18 protein-coding genes are annotated in these 15,823 nt (G+C 63.5%); 5 read left to right on the top strand and 13 right to left on the bottom strand.

The genetic code is table 11. The features are described 5' to 3' along the window. The first annotated feature begins 63 nt into the window (after positions 1-63). Positions 64-1,086 carry a fatty acid desaturase gene (locus X757_RS149555; protein ID WP_023691976.1) on the top strand — a complete coding sequence of 341 codons (1,023 nt, stop codon included), beginning with the start codon at positions 64-66 and terminating at the stop codon, positions 1,084-1,086. Positions 1,087-1,238: 152 nt separating this feature from the next. Here the strand turns inward: X757_RS149555 and X757_RS1000000169410 are convergent, their stop codons facing one another. The 6 genes from X757_RS1000000169410 to cysG all read right to left on the bottom strand — a co-directional run bounded on the left by X757_RS1000000169410 (position 1,239) and on the right by cysG (position 6,245). Further along, positions 1,239-1,361 carry a hypothetical protein gene (locus X757_RS1000000169410; RefSeq protein ID WP_023726457.1) on the bottom strand — a complete coding sequence of 41 codons (123 nt, stop codon included), beginning with the start codon at positions 1,359-1,361 and terminating at the stop codon, positions 1,239-1,241. A 42-nt stretch (positions 1,362-1,403) separates the two neighbouring features. After that, positions 1,404-1,937, bottom strand: coding sequence for a DUF934 domain-containing protein (locus X757_RS149560; protein WP_023726456.1), 534 nt, complete (start codon positions 1,935-1,937; stop codon positions 1,404-1,406). Positions 1,938-2,058: 121 nt separating this feature from the next. Then, complete coding sequence (locus X757_RS149565; RefSeq protein ID WP_023700114.1) at positions 2,059-2,823, bottom strand: phosphoadenylyl-sulfate reductase; 765 nt, start codon at positions 2,821-2,823, stop codon at positions 2,059-2,061. After that, positions 2,798-4,468, bottom strand: coding sequence for a nitrite/sulfite reductase (locus X757_RS149570; RefSeq protein WP_023726455.1), 1,671 nt, complete (start codon positions 4,466-4,468; stop codon positions 2,798-2,800). The genes X757_RS149565 and X757_RS149570 overlap by 26 nt, the downstream gene beginning before the upstream one ends. A gap of 35 nt (positions 4,469-4,503) precedes the next feature. After that, positions 4,504-4,797 carry a DUF2849 domain-containing protein gene (locus tag X757_RS149575; protein WP_023691980.1) on the bottom strand — a complete coding sequence of 98 codons (294 nt, stop codon included), beginning with the start codon at positions 4,795-4,797 and terminating at the stop codon, positions 4,504-4,506. Further along, the gene (gene cysG, locus X757_RS149580) at positions 4,794-6,245 is read right to left on the bottom strand and encodes a siroheme synthase CysG (protein ID WP_023726454.1); all 1,452 of its coding nucleotides are present in this window, start codon (positions 6,243-6,245) and stop codon (positions 4,794-4,796) included. The genes X757_RS149575 and cysG overlap by 4 nt, the downstream gene beginning before the upstream one ends. Here cysG and X757_RS1000000167970 point away from each other — a divergent pair. From X757_RS1000000167970 to ybaL, 3 genes are all read left to right on the top strand, one after another. Further along, positions 6,244-6,498: a hypothetical protein gene (locus X757_RS1000000167970; RefSeq protein WP_156933432.1), complete on the top strand. Its 255-nt coding sequence runs from the start codon at positions 6,244-6,246 to the stop codon at positions 6,496-6,498. The two genes, cysG and X757_RS1000000167970, sit on opposite strands and share 2 nt — an antisense overlap. Positions 6,499-6,663: 165 nt before the next feature. Then, entirely contained in the window at positions 6,664-7,113 is a 450-nt protein-coding gene (locus X757_RS149585; protein ID WP_023726453.1) for a host attachment protein, read from the top strand. Positions 7,114-7,300: 187 nt separating this feature from the next. Then, positions 7,301-9,091, top strand: a complete 1,791-nt coding sequence (gene ybaL / locus X757_RS149590) for a YbaL family putative K(+) efflux transporter (protein ID WP_023726452.1) — start codon at positions 7,301-7,303, stop codon at positions 9,089-9,091. A 20-nt stretch (positions 9,092-9,111) separates the two neighbouring features. Here ybaL and X757_RS149595 read toward each other — a convergent pair whose 3' ends face one another. Further along, positions 9,112-9,921, bottom strand: coding sequence for a helix-turn-helix domain-containing protein (locus X757_RS149595; protein WP_023726451.1), 810 nt, complete (start codon positions 9,919-9,921; stop codon positions 9,112-9,114). A 111-nt stretch (positions 9,922-10,032) separates the two neighbouring features. Between X757_RS149595 and X757_RS149600 the strand changes: the two genes are divergently transcribed. Then, entirely contained in the window at positions 10,033-10,953 is a 921-nt protein-coding gene (locus tag X757_RS149600) for a zinc-binding dehydrogenase (protein WP_023726450.1), read from the top strand. Positions 10,954-10,968: 15 nt separating this feature from the next. On the opposite strand, the gene X757_RS149605 is transcribed toward X757_RS149600, so the two are convergent. From X757_RS149605 to X757_RS149630, 6 genes are all read right to left on the bottom strand, one after another. Then, complete coding sequence (locus tag X757_RS149605; protein WP_023686590.1) at positions 10,969-11,721, bottom strand: SDR family NAD(P)-dependent oxidoreductase; 753 nt, start codon at positions 11,719-11,721, stop codon at positions 10,969-10,971. 130 nt (positions 11,722-11,851) lie between these two features. Next, positions 11,852-14,128, bottom strand: coding sequence for a transglycosylase domain-containing protein (locus X757_RS149610; RefSeq protein ID WP_023726449.1), 2,277 nt, complete (start codon positions 14,126-14,128; stop codon positions 11,852-11,854). A 183-nt stretch (positions 14,129-14,311) separates the two neighbouring features. After that, positions 14,312-14,722, bottom strand: a complete 411-nt coding sequence (locus X757_RS149615; RefSeq protein WP_023669779.1) for a type II toxin-antitoxin system HicB family antitoxin — start codon at positions 14,720-14,722, stop codon at positions 14,312-14,314. A gap of 341 nt (positions 14,723-15,063) precedes the next feature. Further along, positions 15,064-15,210 (bottom strand): hypothetical protein, encoded by a 147-nt coding sequence (locus X757_RS1000000166595; RefSeq protein ID WP_023683048.1) that lies wholly within the window; start codon positions 15,208-15,210, stop codon positions 15,064-15,066. Between the two features lie 25 nt (positions 15,211-15,235). Beyond that, positions 15,236-15,490 (bottom strand): GlsB/YeaQ/YmgE family stress response membrane protein, encoded by a 255-nt coding sequence (locus tag X757_RS149625; protein ID WP_023683047.1) that lies wholly within the window; start codon positions 15,488-15,490, stop codon positions 15,236-15,238. Between the two features lie 105 nt (positions 15,491-15,595). Then, positions 15,596-15,802, bottom strand: a complete 207-nt coding sequence (locus X757_RS149630; protein ID WP_023683046.1) for a hypothetical protein — start codon at positions 15,800-15,802, stop codon at positions 15,596-15,598. Positions 15,803-15,823: the final 21 nt, after the last annotated feature.

Here is a 15,823-nt window from a genome sequence, read left to right as displayed (position 1 = left end):
ACGCGCAGTAATTTTGCGTGAGCTTTTCCTTGCGGCAGCGGGACGCCCCGCCTATGCTTCCTGATGAACATGATTTCCCCCGAGACGGCCGCCAACAGCAAGCGCGCCTGGTTGAAGATCCTGGCGCGCTACAAGAAGCCCGACCGGCGACGCAGCACTCTTGAACTCGCCATCACCCTTATTCCTTTCGTTACGCTGTGGGCGCTGTCTTCGGCAGCCTATTCCTATGGCCACTGGTGGGGCTTGATCCTGATCCTTCCCGCCGCCGGTTTTCTGGTGCGGATCTTCATGATCCAGCACGATTGCGGCCACGGCTCCTTCTTCGCCAACCGCACTGCCGACGACTGGATCGGCCGCGCGCTCGGCGTGCTGACGCTGACCCCTTACGATTGCTGGCGGCGCGCGCACGCCACCCATCACGCCAGCGCCGGCAATCTTGACGAGCGCGGCATGGGCGATATCAGGACGTTGACGGTTGCTGAATACCGGCAGCTGTCTTGGCGGGGACGCCTTGCCTATCGTCTCTACCGCCATCCCCTGGTGATGTTCGGCCTTGGCCCGATCTGGCTGTTCATCTTCGAGCAGAGGCTGCCGGTCGGCATGATGCGCGGCGGCCTGACGCCCTGGGTGTCGTCGATGACCACCAATCTCGGCATCGCGGTCGCGGCAGCGCTGCTTATCTGGCTGGTCGGCCCCGGCGCTTTCCTGATCGTCCATTTGCCGATCGTGATCCTGGCCGGATCGGCCGGAATCTGGCTGTTCTACGTCCAGCACCAGTTCGAGGAGACGGAATGGGCGAAGGACGAAGAGTGGGAATTCCAGCGTGCCGCCCTGCACGGCTCGTCCTATTATGATTTGCCGCCGGTGCTGAACTGGTTCACCGGCAATATCGGCGTCCATCACGTGCACCATCTCTCGGCCAAGGTGCCGGGCTACCGGCTGCAGGAAGTGCTGCGCGACTATCCCGAACTGCGCGGCATCGGCCGCGTCACGCTTCTCGACAGCCTGCGCTGCGTCAAGCTGGCGTTGTGGGACGAGAACCGCCGCAAGCTGATCTCGTTTCGCGAAGCGCGGGCCTTGGCCTGAAAGCATTCCAGCAAAGTGTGATGCGGTTTTCCCGGGAAAAGCGCGCAGCGCTTTCCCTCGGGATCGCATAAAACAAGAAATAAACCGCCGCACCAAAGGCGCGGCTGCATCTCCCAGAAGATCTGCTCAGGTGGCCTTGCGCTCCTCGCGCATCAGGACCTTGCAGCCCTGATCACGTCAGCCGCCTTTTCGGCGATCATGATGGTCGCTGCATTGGTGTTGCCGCCGATCAGCGCGCCTTCCTCCCTGGCGGATACTTCCGTCCGGACAGCCAAGAGATCATAGTCTTTGTAAAGACAGGCGAAATTACCGCTGCGTCAGCTGTTGCGAACGCGCCGCCAGGAGTATTTCGGCCCCTTCGGCTCCGACGCTTCGGTCGGCTGATAGTAAAGGCCCAGCCCGCCTGTGCGGCCTTCTTCGAGGCGCTTCAGCAGAACCGGGTTGGAGATTTCGAACTCGTCGAAGCCGAGGCGCAGCATATGCGGCAGCTGGTCGACGAGCACCTGGCCAGTGGCGCGGACCGCGCCCTCGAAATGGTAGCGGCTGCGCAGCAATTCGCCCTTGGAAAACGAGCGGCCATCGCTGAAGGCCGGGAAGGCCAGCGCCACCAGCGACAGCTGGTCGAGCAGATCCACAATCTTTTCCAGCTGGTCGCCGGGCTGCAGCGCGACGCCAAGCCGCTCCTTGGCCGAGCGCCGCACTTCGGCATCGAGGCCGAGAAATGCCTGCAACGGCAGGATGAAGCGGCCATTGCCCGTCAGCGCGTCTGCGCTTTCGGCATGGCTCCACTCGTCTTCGCGAAAACCCGTCGGGGTCCAGAGGCGGGTCTCCGCTGTGGTCTGTTCAGTCATCGAAAATTCCTAAAGCCCCAAAAAATCGAAAGTCCGCGAAAGCCGGTCCACACGAAACCGGCGGCCTCCGGGTGGAAGCCGCCGTTTGCACAGGCCGTTCTCACCTGAATATCAGTATATCCTATAGCGATGCGTCGGTCAGCGACACTTCCAGTCCCGACAGATGGATGCCGCACTCGGTCTTGGCATGACCGGCCCAGCGGCCGCTGCGCGCATCCTCTCCCGGCTGCACCGGCTGCGTGCACGGGAAACAGCCGATCGACAGATAGCCGTACGCAACCAGCGGATTTTCGCGCAGCGCATGCGCGCGCATGTAGTCGGCCTGGTCGGATGTCGTCCAGTGCGCCAGCGGATTGATGCGTACGCGCGGGCCGACCGCCTCGAACACCGGCAGCGCGGCTCGCGTCGCCGCCTGGAAGCGCTTCCGGCCGGTCAGCCAGGCCCGGAAGGGGGCGACGCCGCGCGCCAGCGGCTCGACCTTGCGCACGTCGCAGCAGGCATCGGTATTGCTCTGGTGCAGATTGCCGGTCGGATCGACCCGCTCGAGCGCCGCGTCTTCGGGCTTGATCACCCTGATGTTGGTCAGCCCGAAATCGGCGACCAGCGCATCGCGATAGCCCAGCGTCTCTTCGAAATGCTTGCCGGTGTCCAGGAAGATGACCGGCAGCGTGCGGTCGACCTTGGCGATCATATGCAGCAGGACGGCGGAATCCGCGCCGAAGGACGACACGGCGGCGATCTCGTCATGAAACAATTCGCTCGCCGCGCGTTCGATGATGTCGAGCGGGCTCAGATGTCCATACAGCGCGTCGAAGCCCGCCGCTTTGGCGGCGATGCTGTCGTCGACGTCGACGATGCGGTCAAGCGGCCTTGGTTTCGCCAGCATAGAGCGCCTCCTTGAACGGCGCGGGACCGACACGGCGGTAGGCGTCGATAAAACGTTCACTGGGACCGAGCCGAAGGCCGAGATAGGTGTCGACGATCTGCTCGATGGCGTCCGTGATCTCTTCCGAAGAGAAGCCGCGGCCGATGATTTCGCCAACCGAGGTGTTCTCGTCGGCCGATCCGCCAAGCGTCACCTGGTACAGTTCGGAGCCTTTCTTCTCGACGCCGAGGATACCGATATGGCCGACATGGTGATGGCCGCAGGCATTGATGCAGCCGGAAATCTTGAGCTTCAATTCGCCGATCTCGCGCTGCCGCTCGAGCGAGGCGAAGCGAAGCGAAATCTCCTGCGCGATCGGGATCGAGCGCGCCGTCGCCAGCGCGCAATAGTCGAGGCCAGGGCACGCGATAATATCGCTGATCAGGTTGGAATTGGCCGTCGCGAGGCCAATGTCGACCAAAGCGTCGTAGACCGCTTTCAAATCGGCGCGCGCCACATGCGGCAGGATCAGGTTCTGCTCATGGCTGACGCGCAATTCGTCGAAAGCGTATTTCTCGGCGATGTCGGCGACCGCTTCCATCTGGCTGTCGGTGGCATCGCCCGGCACTTCGCCGATACCTTTCAGCGAAATCGTCACCGCGGCATAGTCGGGATGGCGATGCGTCACGACATTCTGGTCGAGCCAATCCGAGAAGCTTTTGGAATCGAGCCGCGCCAGCTTGATCGCCGCGTCGCCTTCCGGCCGGGCGGTCAGTGCCGGCGGCGCGAAATAGGCGTCGATGGCACGGATGTCGGCTTCCGGCAGCTTCAGCTCGGCGTCCTTCAGCTCCTGCCATTCGGCCTCGACCTGGCGGGTGATTTCCTCGACGCCGGTCTCGTGGACGAGGATCTTGATGCGCGCCTTGTACTTGTTGTCGCGGCGGCCATAGAGGTTGTACACGCGCAGGATCGCGGTGCAGTAGGACAGCAGGTCGGCTTCCGGCAGGAAGTCGCGGATCTTGCGCGCCACCATCGGCGTGCGGCCCTGGCCGCCACCGACATAGACGGCAAAGCCGAGCTCGCCGGCGGCGTCCTTCTTCAGATGCAGACCGATATCATGCGTCTGGATGGCGGCGCGGTCGCGCTCGGCCCCGGTCACCGCGATCTTGAACTTGCGCGGCAGGAACGAGAATTCCGGATGCACAGACGACCATTGCCGCAGGATCTCGGCATAGGGGCGCGGATCAGCGACCTCGTCGGCGGCGGCGCCGGCAAAATGATCGGCGGTGACGTTGCGGATGCAATTGCCGCTGGTCTGGATGGCATGCATCTCGACGCTGGCGAGATCGGCCAGGATCGCCGGAATGTCGGACAGCGCCGGCCAGTTGAACTGGATGTTCTGGCGCGTGGTGAAGTGGCCGTAGCCCTTGTCGTATTTGCGCGCGATGTGGCCGAGCATGCGCAGTTGCGCGCTGTTCAGCGTGCCATAGGGCACCGCGATGCGCAGCATGTAGGCGTGCAGCTGCAGGTAGACGCCGTTCATCAGCCGCAGCGGCCGGAACTGATCCTCGGTGATCTCGCCGGACAGCCGGCGTTCGACCTGGTCGCTGAACTCGGCGACGCGGGCCTGGACAAAATCGTGGTCGAACTCATCGTAGCGGTACATGTTTCGTCTTTCAGGGCGCGTCCGCCCGTATTTTGTTACGCTGCCCGCGCAGCCTGCTTGCCCAGATCTTCCCGGATGGTCGGGCCGGCGGCGCGGATCTTTTCGCGCAGCCGCACCGGCACGACGATGCCATTGACGACTTCAGCGTCGATCAGATTGACGTCGACAACCTGATTGTTGGCGTTGGCCTTGGCGCCGATTGCTTCCAGCCTGTCCTCTGCCGCTTGGTCATGGGCAAGGTCGGCATGGTCGACCGTCTCGGCCCAGCCGCCGTCGGCGTACCAGACGGCGATGCCGTCGGAGAGGCGGTTTGCGGTCAGTATCTTCATGGCTCGACCTCTGCGCCGGCCGCGTTGGCGGCGCCCTCATAGTTATGTGCCGCGAGCGGCTCGGAACGTTCAAAGTTGGCGCCGGCAACCGCGTCGCCGATGATGGTCATCACCGGACCGGCCAGATCGGCGCGCGCTTCCAGCGACGGCAAATCGGCCAGCGTGCCGTGGAAACGGCGGCGGTTCTGCAAGCTGGCATTCTCGACCACGGCAACCGCCGTGTCCGGCGACAGGCCGGCCTCGATCAGCCGCCCGGCGACTTCGGCGGCGACCGAGCGGCCCATATAGACGGCGACGGTGGCGCCGGAAATGGCGAGCTTGGCCCAATCCGGCAGCGAATTGCCCTTCAGATCATGGCCGGTGGTGAACACCATCGACGAGGAGACGCCGCGCAGCGTCAGCGGCAGCTCGAAGTCGGCGGCGGCGGCAAAGGCGGCGGTGACGCCGGGGACGACATCATAGGCGATGCCGGCATCGCGCAGTGCGGCCATCTCCTCGCCGGCGCGGCCGAACACCAGCGGGTCGCCCGACTTCAGCCGCACGACGCGCTTGCCCTGCCTGCCAAGCTCGACCAGCAGCGCATTGATCTCGGCCTGGCTCTTGGTGTGGCATCCCTTGCGTTTTCCGACCGGCAGCCGCTCGGCGTCGCGGCGGCCCATGGCGACGATCGCCTCCGGCACCAACGCGTCATAGACGATGACGTCGGCTTCCATCAAAAGCCGATGCGCGCGCAGCGTCAGAAGATCCTCAGCACCTGGCCCGGCGCCGACCAGGGCGATATGGCCCGAAGCCGGAGCCTTCGACAGCAACAGATCGGCGGCGGCGTCATGCGCCTGCGAAAGCTCGCCGGCTTCGACGGCGCGCGCCGGTGCACCCTGGAAAAAACTGCTCCAGAACTGGCGGCGGGCGTTGCCTTTCGGCAGCAGCTTTTCGGCGGCACCCCGGAACGAGGCGGCAAGCGCTGCCAGCGGCCCGAGCGACGGCGACAGCATGCGGTCGATGCGGCTGCGCAGCATCTGCGCCAGCACCGGACCCGCGCCTTCCGTGCCGATGGCGATGGCGACCGGGGCGCGGTTGACCAGCGCCGGGGTGAAGAAATCGCACAGCTCCGGCCGGTCGACGGCATTGACCGGAATGCCAAGGCGGCGCGCATCGTCGGCGACGCGGCGGTCGAGCCTCTCGTCGCCGCTGGCGGCAAACACCAAGACCGAGCCTTCGAGATGCGCGGCGTCGTAGGGGGCGTCGATACGGATGGCGCCGGTCGCGGCGATGAAGCTCAGCAATTCGGCATCGGCAACATCGGCGATGATGCGAAGCACAGCACTTGACTGATCGAGCAGCCGCGCCTTGGCCAATGCTTCGCCTCCGCCGCCGACGATGGCCACGGCTTCGCCTTCGACCCGCATGAAGACCGGGAACGCGGTGAGCTTGGGATTGGTGTGCGGCATGACGAACAGATTCCGGAACAATTCGGCAGTTTTAGGCGCGGACGCGAAAAAGCTGAAGGAACCCACTCGCGCATCCCCTGACGGGAGGCAATCGGTTTTCCGCAAGCCAAAGGGCCAAGAGAAAAATATTCCACATCCGCATATCAGGCGGATTCAAGCTGCTGCCGCAGGCTTTGTTCTGCGGCTCTTTTATCCGGGAGCCGGCCAAGCTGCAAAATTATTTTTTCTAAATTCTACCAATCTAGTAGATTAAAGCCGTCACCTCGGACATTGCTCCGATAGACGATAGATCGGGCTTGATATGGCTGCGTGCGATCTCGGCGAACGAAGTGGAACGTTCCCGCTTCGCCACGCGTTCTGCCCCTGCCGTAACAGACAATCGTCGGCTGGATTTGAACCTTCAAACAGGAGCCCGCAAATGAGCAAGATCAACCTGAAACATGGCCTTTTGGTCATGGTGGCCGATGGCGAAAAAGCGCTGTTCCTGAAGAACGAGGGCGACAATCTCTATCCGAACCTGCAGCTCTTCCAGGAGATGAAACAGGACAATCCGGCGACGCGCGAGCAAGGCAGCGACAGTCCCGGCCGCTACAATGACGGCCCCTCCGTGCATCGCAGCGCGGTTGAGGAAACCGACTGGCACCGGCAGGGCAAGGAACGCTTTGCCGAAGAGATCGCAGACCGGCTCTACAAGCTCGCCCATCACGGCATCTTCGACGACATCGTGCTGGTCGCGCCACCGCTGGTGCTCGGCACCATGCGCAAGAAACTGCACAAGGAAGTCACCGACAAGGTGCAGGCGGAGATCCCAAAGACACTGACCAACCGCCCGCTGATCGACATCGAGGCCATGCTGCACGCGGCGTGACGCTCATCGATCATTCGGTATTGGCGCGCGCAGCGGTTTTGCTGCGCGTGCCTTTCGTTTTCGGTGCCTCTGGCCACCAATTTACGTCTTGCGGGTTGCGTCGCCCGCACCCCCTCCACCATATTGAAAAAGGAGGCGGCTTCGGGCGGCGCACACCCGACATTTCCCGAAAGGCGCTCCATAGACAATGCCGCATGACACGCCCCTTATCGCCACCATCGTCGCCGGTCTGGGGCTGGCATTCATCTTCGGGGCGCTCGCCAACCGTTTTCGCATCCCGCCGCTGGTCGGCTACCTCGTCGCCGGCGTGCTGGTCGGACCGAACACGCCGGGTTTCGTCGCCGATGCCAGTCTTGCCAATGAGTTGGCCGAAATCGGCGTCATCCTGCTCATGTTCGGCGTCGGCCTGCATTTCTCCCTGAAGGATCTTCTCTCCGTCCGCGCCATCGCCGTACCCGGCGCCATCTTCCAGATCGGCTTTGCCACCGCGCTGGGCGCCGGCCTTGCCTGGATGCTCGGCTGGTCGATGGGCGCAGGCCTCGTCTTCGGCCTAGCGCTTTCCGTCGCGTCCACAGTGGTGCTGTTGCGCGCGTTGCAGGAGCGACGGCTGATCGAGACCGAGCGCGGCCGCATCGCCGTCGGCTGGCTGATCGTCGAGGACCTCGCCATGGTGCTGGCGCTGGTGCTTTTGCCGGCGTTGGCCGGCGTGCTCGGCGGCCAGCCGCAGGTCGATGACCATGCGAGCCTTTTGTCGCTGCCGGCCAGCTTCGGCATCTGGGGCGTCGTCGGCCTCACGCTGGCCAAGGTCGTCGCCTTCGTCATCGTCATGCTGGTGGTTGGCCGCCGCGTCATTCCGTGGATCCTGCATTACGTCGCCCATACCGGCTCGCGCGAACTGTTCCGGCTGGCGGTGCTGGCGATCGCGCTCGGCGTCGCCTTCGGCGCCGCCAAACTGTTCGGCGTCTCGCTGGCGCTCGGTGCCTTCTTCGCCGGCATGATCATGAGCGAATCCGAGCTCAGCCACCGCGCGGCGGAGGAATCACTGCCGCTGCGCGACGCCTTCTCGGTGCTGTTCTTCGTCTCGGTCGGCATGCTGTTCGATCCGTTCAGCCTGATGAGCAATGGCTGGCCGATCCTGGCGACGCTGGCCATCATCGTCATCGGCAAGTCGCTGGCCGCCTTCGTCATCGTCATCGCCTTCCGCTATCCGCTGGGAACCGCCTTGATGATCTCGGCCAGCCTCGCGCAGATCGGGGAGTTTTCGTTCATCCTGGCCGAGCTCGGCGTCGGGCTGAAACTGTTGCCCGAACAGGGACGCGACCTGATCCTGGCAGGCGCCATCCTGTCGATCCTGGTCAATCCGCTGATGTTCCTTGCCCTCGACTGGATGAAGCCGTGGCTGGACGCGCGCGCCGCCAAGGCAGCACCACCGGAAGAGGCCAAGCCGGTCGGCCCGGCGACGCAGCCCGGACAAGTGGCCTCGGTGGCCGCCGCGGCAAAAGAGAATGGCCCACCGCCACGCACAACGCTTTCGGGCCACACCATCCTGATCGGCTACGGCCGCGTCGGCAGCCTGGTAGGTGCGGCGCTGAAACAGGCATCGCTGCCCTTCCTGGTCATCGAGGACGCCGACAAGACGCTGGCGAGGCTGAGAGACGACGGCGCCGAAATCGTCTCCGGCAACGCGGCCAATGCAGGTGTATTCGCCGCCGCGAATCCGCAGGGCGCCAGGCGATTGATCCTTGCCATACCCAACGCCTTCGAGGCCGGGCAGATCGTACTCAGGGCACGCGCCGCCAACCCCGGCATCAACGTCATCGCGCGAGCCCATTCCGATGCCGAGGTCGAGCACCTGAAGGGGCTCGGCGCCGACACCGTCATCATGGGTGAACGCGAAATCGCCCGCGGCATTGTCGAAGAAGTGCTGGGGCCAAAGCCAATGCCGCGCCACGAAGCCATTGAACCCTCTCCGGCCTGAGGCTTGTACCGCCGATCCCATCACGCCACGAAGGCGGAGCCGCCATTTCGCGCGACGCTGGCGAGATATTTTGCCGGCGGCTTGCCAAGCGCCTTCTTGAACATGGTGATGAAGGCGGTGACGGAGCCGTAACCGAGATCGCCCGAAACCTGCTGGACACTCGCACCGGAGGCCAGCTCCCGTATGGCGACGATCAGGTGGAATTGCTGGCGCCAGCGGCCGAAGCTCAGGCCGGTCTGCTTCACGATGAGACGGGCGAGGCTGCTTTCTGAGAGCGCAACACGGTTGGCCCACTCGGCAAGCGTGCTGCGATCGGCAGGGTTCTGCGCCAACGCTTCGGCGATCCGCCGCAAGCGCGGCTCGGCGGAGATCGGCAGATGCAGCTGCTGGACCGGCATGCGCGGCAGTTCGGAGAGCAGGATCGTGGTCAGCAGCACGTCCCTCGCCTCATCCTCCTCCACGCGATCGGCCAGCTCGATGATCAGTTCGCGCAACAATGGCGAGATCGACAGCGTGCAGCAGCGGTCCGGCAGATCGGCGGCTCCCGGCTCGATATAGACGAAGAAAATCCGCGCATTGGCGGTGGCGATATTGCTGTGTCCCATGCCACCGGGAATCCACACCCCGCAATGCGGCGGCACCATCCACAGACCGCTTTGGACGCGGCAGGTGACGCCACCGCCGAGCGCGAAGACGAGCTGGCCCTTCCGATGCCAATGGGCAGCCACTTCCGCTTTGGTTTCGGTAACGTCGACGCGCACGGCAATCGCAGGTGCCTGCACATCATCGACATCGAAATTGACCCAGGGGTAGCGGAGCGGCTGTCTCATGATTGATGGCTTTTAGCGACTATTCGCCGTGATAGCTAAATTCTTTGATGCGGGGAGTCGATAGACTCTGGTTCGTGGCTGGCATGTCACAAACCGGCAGGAAGGCTTCCCATGCGCGCGCTTGTCATCTCTCCCGAGAGCATCACCCGGATCAGTCTCGCCGAGGTCGAGGACCCTCGGCCCCTTCCCAACGAGGCGCTTGTCTGCGTCCACGCAACCTCGTTGAACCGCGGTGAATTGCGCCTGCTCACCATACGCCCGGAAGGCTGGATACCTGGCCAGGACGTGGTTGGAGTAATCAAGCGGGCGGCAGCCGATGGCTCCGGGCCTGCCGTCGGCGCCCGGGTTGTGGCTTTGGTGGACGAGGCCGGCTGGGCCGAACGGGTCGCCGTTCCGACCGACCGTCTCGCAGTCATCCCGGACGAGGTCAGCTTCGGGTCCGCCGCCACGCTTCCGGTCGCGGGCACGACGGCGCTCAGGGTCTTGCGCCATGGCGGCGACCTCGCGGGACAGCAGGTGTTGATCACCGGCGCCAGCGGCGCGGTCGGCGGTTTCCAGATCCAGATCGCCCGCGAGCAAGGCGCCGCGGTGACTGCAATCGCCGCCGCCCGGCACGCCGAGGATCTCCGCGGTCTTGGTGCTCACGAAGTCGTCGAGTCGATCGAACTGGCCGAAGGGCCATTCTCTCTGATCACCGAGTCGGTCGGCGGCCAAAGCCTCGCCCATGCCATCGAACGCGTCGCCCCCGGCGGCACCATCGTCATGTTCGGTTGGAGCAGCGGCGAACTCACGCCGGTTGGTTTCAGACAATTCGTTCCAGGCCATGAGGGAGCGAGGCTTCAGACTTTCGCCTACTACACATCCGGTCCAGCCATTGGCGCGGACATCGCCTCGCTGCTCGCTCTGGTCGCGGCTGGCCGGCTGGAAACCCGCGTGTCCATGACCGTGCCGTGGACAGACATCGCCCAGGCTCTGGACGCCCTGCGACAGCGCAGCTTCAGCGGCAAGGCTGTTCTCACCATCGCCGAATGAGCAGTCTGTCAGCGCTCAGACGTGCTGGCCGCCATTGATGTGGATTTCCGAGCCCGTCACATAGGACGCCTGCTGCGAGCACAGGAAGAAGATGATGTCGGCGACTTCCGAGGTGGCGCCAAGGCGCCTGAGTGGGATCGTCTCGACGATCTTGTCGGTGCCAGGCGACAGGATCGCGGTGTCGATCTCGCCCGGCGCAATCGCATTGACGCGGATGCCGTGCGGGCCGAAATCATGCGCCATCTCGCGCGTCAGCGAGCCGAGTGCCGCCTTCGAGGTCGCATAGGCGGTGCCGGCGAAAGGATGCACGCGCGTGCCGGCGATCGAGGTGACGTTGACGATCGAACCTTTTGCTGCCGCAAGCTCCTTGAAGAGACCACGCGCGAGCATGATCGGCGCGAAGAAATTTACCTGGAACACATCGCGCCAGACATGCATCGGCGTGTCGATCGAATCCATGCGGCTGTTGCCGTCCTTGAGCTTCGGCGAAATGCCGGCATTGTTGACCAGCGCGTGTAATTGCCCGCCATGCGCTTCCAGCCGGTGACGGATCTCCGAGACGGCGATGCCGACATCCTCCTGGTCGGCGAGATCGACCTTGATGTGGTCCTCCGGGCCGGCCGGCCACGGGCAATCCTCGGCAAAAGCCTGGCGCGAACAGGTGATGACCCGCCAGCCCTCACGCGAAAAGCGCTTGACCGTGGCATGGCCGATGCCGCGGCTGGCTCCGGTCAGCACGATGGTTTTTCTGATGTCGGTCTCAGCCATGTCTGTCACTCCGGCCGGAGATGTAGCCGAATGCCGCGAAGGTGGCGAGAGGCCGAATTGTCACCGCAGCTCTCATATGAGGAACGGATTGCCAGCTCGCATTTGATTCGAAGCTAGAATGACGAGCCGCTCAGCCGCCGCCGAGAATATCCAGGATTGAGGTTTTCCGCTTCTTGGTCGGTCCGCCGACGCTGCCCGGCGGTACCGGATGCTTGATCGAGGCCGTGGTGCCGCCGTCGCCCGGCATGTCGAAACCGTCGGCATCGACGGTTTCGGCCGGACGGCGGACCGGTGCTTGTGCGGGTACAGCAGCAGGTGCCGGCGCGGCAGCAGGCTCAGAACGGCTGACGGCCACGGCAGGCAACGGCGCTGCCTGATTGTTATCGACTGACGGAATATCGTCGGGCACGATGGTATCTGGAGGCGTCGATTTCCAGGTCCCGGGCAGCGGCCTGACCGGCACGCCTTCATGCGCCGCCACCATGAATTCGTGCCAGGCCTGTGCCGGCAACGCGCCACCGGTGACCTTCTTCATCGGCGTGCCGTCATCATTGCCGAACCATACGCCGGTGGTGAGGTTTGCGGTGTAACCGACGAACCAGGCGTCGCGCGAATTCTGGCTGGTTCCGGTCTTGCCGGCAGACGGCCAGGCGAAGGCCGCCTTCTTCGCCGTGCCGATCTCGACCGTGCCAGTCATCATCGAGTTCATCATGCCGACAATGTTCTGCTTGACGACGCGCGGCGCGCTGCCGCCATTGTCGTCATAGAGCACCTTGCCTTCGGTCGTGGTGATGCGGCGGATGAAATGGATGTCGGGCTTGTAGCCGCCATTGGCGAACGGCACATAGGCCGATGTCAGCTCCAGCGGCGTCACCTCCGAAGTGCCGAGCGCGATCGAGGTGTTGGCGATCAGATCGGACTGAATGCCCATACGGTGCGCCGCCTCGACCACGGCGTCGGGCCCGACTTCCATGGTCAGCTGTGCGGCGACGGAATTCAGCGACTTCGCCAAAGCGGTCGCCAACGTCACCTTGCCGAAATACTTGCCGCCGTAATTGTCCGGTGTCCACTTGCCGATCTTGATCGGTGCGTCGTTGCGCACGCTGTCGGGCGTGCGGCCGGCTTCCAGCGCGGCCATATAGACGAACGGCTTGAACGCCGAGCCCGGCTGGCGGCGTGCTTCGGAGGCGCGGTCGAACTGGCTGGTCGAATAGTCGTAGCCGCCGACCATGGCGCGCACGGCGCCGGAATTGTCGATCGAGACCAGCGCGCCTTGGCTGACATTGAGCTTCTTGCCGCTCTCGTCGATCAGCCGGCGGATCGACTGTTCGGCGAGCTTCTGCAGGTTGAGGTCGACGGTGGTGTCGACGACGATGTCGCTGCGCACGTCACCAATCAAATCGGGCAATTCTTCCATGATGGTGTCGGCGACATAGTTTTCCGAGCCGGTCCAATAGGATGGCGCGCGCGTTGCCGGCGCGCTCATCGCCGAGGCCAGTTCCTTGGCGCTGATCTTGCCTTCGTCGCGCATGGCGGCCAGCACCAGCTGCGAACGCTCCTCCGCCGCCTTCGGATCCCGCGCCGGCGACAGTCGCGACGGCGCCTTCAAGAGGCCGGCGAGAAGGGCCGCCTCCGACAGAGTGACATCGCGCGCGCTCTTGCCGAAATAGCGGCGCGAAGCCGCCTCGACGCCATAGGCGCCGGAGCCGAAATAGACCCGGTTGAGGTACATTTCGAGGATCTGGTCCTTGGTATGCTTGTGCTCCAGCCACAGCGCCAGCAGCACTTCCTGCACCTTGCGCTCCAGCGTGCGGTCGGGCTTCAGGAACAGGTTCTTGGCCAGCTGCTGGGTCAGCGTCGAGCCGCCCTGCGAGAAACGCCGGCCCAGAACGTTGGTCACCATGGCGCGCGACAGGCCGATCGGGTCGATGCCGAAATGCGAATAGAAGCGGCGGTCCTCGATGGCGATGACGGCTTCGGGAATATAAGGCGACATTTCGTGCAGGCCGACCGCCTCCCCGCCGCTCATGCCACGGTTGGCAAGCAGTTGCCCGTCGACCGAGACGATCTTGATGTTGGGGGCACGGTCGGGGATGGACCAGGTGGTCGCCGCCGGCATCTTGGCGCCGTAATAGACGACAATGCCGGCCACCGCGATGCCGCCCCAGATGCAGAGCACGAAGCACCAGTAGAACATCCGGGCCATCACGCCGAACAGCCCGCGCCGGGGTTTGCCGCGCTTGCCGCGTGACGATGATTTTGCCTTGGAGGTTTTGCGCGCCGAAGATGATTTGCGATTGGCCGGCACGACCCGATCCTCCTCGTTCACCGAAAAACCGGCCGCGGATTTCGCCTTTGGCGATCCCTCGAAGCTGGGTTCGATGCGACTGTCTCTGCGGTTCGCCATGCGTTGCGCTGTCTTCCCGGTGTCAATGGCGCTCGGGTTGGAGGGTAGATGCGGCGGTTTAAGGGCGCGTTAAAGCAGGGTTTATGCACCCTTCTGAAATTCCTTAAGAATTTCTAAAATCCGCTGCCGCTGGCTAACAGGCGTCGGCAACGCGGTACTTTGGCGGGTGCCCGAGATCACTGTTCAAACAGTTTGACGGATCTTGTCTCGCAACGCGGCGGCGACAAAGGCCGATCGGGTGACCCCCAACCGATTGGCTGTTTCGTCAGCCTCGGCGAGCAAACCGGCATCCAACGAGATATTGGCCCGGGCCGGACGGCCGGCATCTCGGATCAAGGGCACGGACATCAAGATAGCGCCAGCGGCGAGCGCTGCTCGAACCTCAGCATCTTCTAAAAGCGCCTCGACTTTGCGAGGAGTGGGGATTTTACGGCCGTCCGCGATTTCTTCAGCCACCCATTCGGCCAACGCGGCCATAGCGTCCTTTACAGCCTCGTCCCGGCTTTCCGACTGCGCGACGCAGCCAGGAGCATCGGGAAACGAGACGCCGACAAAGCCGTCGGCAGCATCCACGAGTGCGACATAGCGAGACATATCTAACAGCTTTCCTTATTCCGACTTTATGTCCATTAGGCTTCAGAACGCGATGAGGTCGGTTTATTCCCAGCCTGCCGCCTTGGCTATAGACCGAGCTACCAACGGCGTCAGATCGGAAGAGCACACGTCTGNGACGTTCTTCCAGCCTTCCCTCTCGAGCCGGGCCTTGACTTTGGCGGTGTTGGTTTCGTTCATTTCTCGGCTCAAATCTATGTGCAAATTTTTGCACATAGTGGAAACGAAAGTCAATCACGATGTGCAAATATTTGCACAAGGAAACTCCCAATCGCCGTAAAATGCCTGGATGACAAATCAGCGCCACCCGCAGGCGGACATCATCAATTCTGCTGGATCGAAATGCCTTTGTCGTCGATCTTCAGCTCCACGCCCTTTGGCTTGGTCTGCTCGTGATAGACATAGATACCTAGCGCAATGACCACGACCAAGAGCGCGCCGATGAGGAGATAGAGGGTGTTCTGTTTCATGGCGCGCTCCGTTTCGTATCGAGCGTCACGCTCGCTTCAAGACCTTGACCAGCACCAGCAGGATGACAGCGCCGATCGTGGCGTTGATGATGGCAGCCAGAATGCCGCCGCCGATGGCGAAGCCCAGCCTTGGAAACAGCCAGCCGGCGATCAGGGCGCCGATAATGCCGACGACGATGTTGCCGATGAGGCCGAAGCCGAAGCCCGAGACGATGAGGCCGGCGAGCCAGCCGGCAATGGCGCCGATTATGATGAAGATGAGAAGGCTTTCGATGCCCATGACGCGTTCCTCCAGGAAGAGAGGCTGCGGAGCGGAAGGCCCCGAATCGGCCTCGATATCAACGACTTCAGGCTATGCGAAAGCAGTTGCACCCGCCAGCGGCGCTCATTGATCGTCGTCATCGTCGCTGGAGACTGGCCGCCAGCTGGTCGGGTCGACCTTTTTCTGGGTATCGCTGTCGGTGTAGACCCACCAGGCGCCGTCGCGATATTGCCCGACGGATTCGCTGACGACGCCGGCGCCGTCCTTCCACAGAACAGTGACCTTGGATCCATCCGTCGGGGCGGTCGCTATCGGTTTGCGGTCTGCCACGTCATCCCCCTCATTGAGTCG

The sequence above is a fragment of the Mesorhizobium sp. LSHC412B00 genome, assembly GCF_000503035.1.
Classification (GTDB): domain Bacteria; phylum Pseudomonadota; class Alphaproteobacteria; order Rhizobiales; family Rhizobiaceae; genus Mesorhizobium.
The sequence above is the reverse complement of the archived record's forward strand: the minus strand, read 5'-3'. Positions and strand labels throughout refer to the sequence as shown.